Source organism: Thermomonospora echinospora (assembly GCF_900108175.1).
Lineage (GTDB): Bacteria > Actinomycetota > Actinomycetes > Streptosporangiales > Streptosporangiaceae > Thermomonospora > Thermomonospora echinospora.
The window spans coordinates 1-2,529 of record NZ_FNVO01000057.1 but is presented as its reverse complement, the minus strand read 5'-3'; the positions used below and the strand labels follow the sequence as shown (position 1 = coordinate 2,529).

General features: G+C 74.9%; 3 protein-coding genes and 1 pseudogene. All 4 read right to left on the bottom strand.

Annotated features, from left to right (window positions below; translation table 11 throughout):
* Positions 1 to 864, bottom strand: an 864-nt coding sequence (locus C4U03_RS39585; protein ID WP_146087712.1) for a hypothetical protein, incomplete at its 3' end; no start/stop codon positions are given.
* Positions 861 to 1,283, bottom strand: coding sequence for an ATP-binding protein (locus C4U03_RS39580; protein WP_103945012.1), 423 nt, complete (start codon positions 1,281 to 1,283; stop codon positions 861 to 863). The genes C4U03_RS39585 and C4U03_RS39580, both read right to left, overlap by 4 nt.
* A complete protein-coding gene (locus tag C4U03_RS39575; RefSeq protein WP_235018413.1) occupies positions 1,283 to 1,609 on the bottom strand; it encodes a hypothetical protein in 327 nt (108 codons plus the stop codon). Before C4U03_RS39575 ends, C4U03_RS39580 begins: the two co-directional genes overlap by 1 nt.
* Positions 1,609 to 2,529 (bottom strand): annotated as a pseudogene (locus tag C4U03_RS40930) (hypothetical protein); the annotation flags it as partial. The pseudogene C4U03_RS40930 and the gene C4U03_RS39575, both read right to left, overlap by 1 nt.

Genomic DNA, 2,529 nt, shown 5'->3' with positions numbered 1-2,529 from the left:
CACCGAGACCAGCGCGTACGTCCCGAACTGGACGAACCAGGGCCAGGTCAGGACCGGGGTCTGCGCCAGCACCGCCACCTGCGCGCCGAACACGGCCAGCACCACGGCGAAGAACGCCCGCACCTCCCGCGGACAGATCGGCTTGGGCAGCGGCACCGGCCGGATCAGCTCCACCTCGGTGGCCGCCAGCTCCCGCAGGGTCTCGGCGGCGCCGGTGCCGAGACGCTGTTCGGCCAGGTCGGCGAGGGTGGCGTAGATGCCGGCGCGGTGGTCGCGGTCGGCGGTGGTGGCCAGGCGCTGCCACTCGGTGAGTTCCTGGCCGGTGATGCCGTAGCCGCAGGCCAGCCCGGTGACCTCCAGGTCCGGGCGGTCGGCGCCGGAGGTTCGCACGGTCTCCCCGGCGTCCCACTCCAGGGTCTTGATCCCGCCGTCGTCCTCGCCGATGTCCGCCATCGCGAAGCGCACCTGGAACACCGCGGGCTGGGTCTGGGTGACGTCCAGCACCTTCGCCCACTCGCCGGCGAACTCGAAGCTGTCGCCGGCGCGCAGCTCGTCGACGGGCTTCCAGGTCGAGCGGGCGAGCTGCAGCTCGCACGAGGCCGCCATGCTCAGCAACTGCTCGTTGGCGGCCAGGGTCTCGGCGCGCAGGGTGTCGCCGAACGCGGCGACGTGCTGGTCGTGCAGCGCGTCGCAGATGTCGGCGAGTTTGCCGAGCGTCACCCCGCGGGGGATGGGGTGCTCGATGGAGTAGAGGCTCTGCCAGGTCTCGTTGAAGACCTCCTCGGTCCCGAAGTACCGGCGGCGGGCCGTCCAGCGGTCCCGCGCGGTCGCCACGGTGGCCTTGAAGGTGGTCGTGATGGTCATCGGGATCCCTCCGGGGAGGACGAAGTGGGGAAGGGGGCGGGGAGGAGAACCTGCACGCGGCGGCCGGGACCGGTCCCGGCGCGGGCGACGCGCACGGTCCCCAGCGCGGTGACGATGCGCAGGCCACGGCCGCACTCGGAGCCCGCCGGCGGCACCCACGGCGCCGAGTCGGCGGTGCCCTCGTCGGTCACCTCCACCAGCACCCGGCCGTCGTCGCCGACCTGGGTGCGGACGGTGTACTTGCCGCCCTTGTCGCCGGAGGCGGTGTGCAGCAGCGCGTTGGTGGCCAGCTCGCTCACGCAGGTCAGCGCGTCGCCGCGCAGGTCGGCGGGCAGATCGGCCAGCGCCTCGCGCACCAGGGCGCGGGCCTCGCTCACGGTCTGCGGGTCGCCGGCGAAGACGGCCTCGAAGTCGCGCATCACCGCTCACCCCCCGCCTGACCGGTGCGGTAGCCCTGGGCCAGCAGCGCCGCCGGCGACGTGCCGTCGGACGGGAGCTGCCCGCGCTCCTCCAGCAGCCCGGCCAAGATGGCGACCGGGTCCGGGTCACCGGCGCGGGCCGCCGCCACGGTGGCGCGGGCGTAGGCCAGCAGCTCGGCGTCCTCCGCCCGCAGCAACGCCAGGTCCTGGCGCGCCCGGACCAGCAGACCCCGCAACCGGGCGACCTCCTCACGGGAGGCGACCAACGCCGCGCCAGCGGCCTGCAGCGCACCGAACGTGCGCGTCCTGGCCCTCGCGGCCGCCATCACCGCTCACCCCCGCCCTTGCGCTCACGCAGCACCCGGGCGCGCAGCCGACGGGCGGTGCTCGGCGGGATGCTGAGCGCGGTGGCGATGTCGGCACCGCTCATGTCCGGCTGAGCGGAGAGAAGGTTCCGCACGGCCTCCAGCCGCCGGGCGGCCTCGTCCTGAGCGTCGTCATCCCGAGCGCTCACCTTGCGGCGAAGACGGCGCTTCGGGCGCTCACGAGTCGGCCGGTCCTGAGCGCTCACCGAGTCCTCGGGGGAGCGCTCACCCTCGGCGCGCTCACCGTCCGGGCGCTCACCCGGCGGCAGCTCCCGCAGCGTGCCGGGTGCACTCGCCTGAGCGCTCAGCCACTCCTCCATCGCCGCGATTCCCTCGGCGGCCTCGCTGCTCACCGCCCACTCCCGCACCTGCGGGTCGCGAGCGGTCACCGGCCGCTCAAGCTCCGGGCGCTCACCCGGCGGCCGCTCATCGTCGGCGCTCACCGGCGGTGCCGGGATCGTGGGCTCGGGGCGCTCACCGGCCCGGCGGACGATCGTGTCGCCGTCGATGCTCAGCGCACCGGCCTTGGCCGCGCGCCGGTCGGCCTTGCGCTGACGGGCCAGGATCTTGCGGGCGGTGCGGCGCTCACGCCGGGTGGAGTCCGGCCCGATGCCGTACCGGTCGATCCACGCCGCTCGCCACGCCGCCTCGGCGTCGATGCCACGGGCGGCGGCGATCGCGGCGGCCTGAGCGCTCAGCCGCGGGTAGCAGATCCGCCGGATGAGCGACTGGCGGATCTCGGCGGCCGACCGGCCACCGGCCGCGCGCTGCTTGAGCGCGATGGTCAGCTCCAGCAGCCCGATGCCCAACAGGCTGGTCAGCCCCAGCGCGACGCCGACCTGCCAGTCGGTGGCGGTGACCTTGCCGCCGGTCTCGGTGGC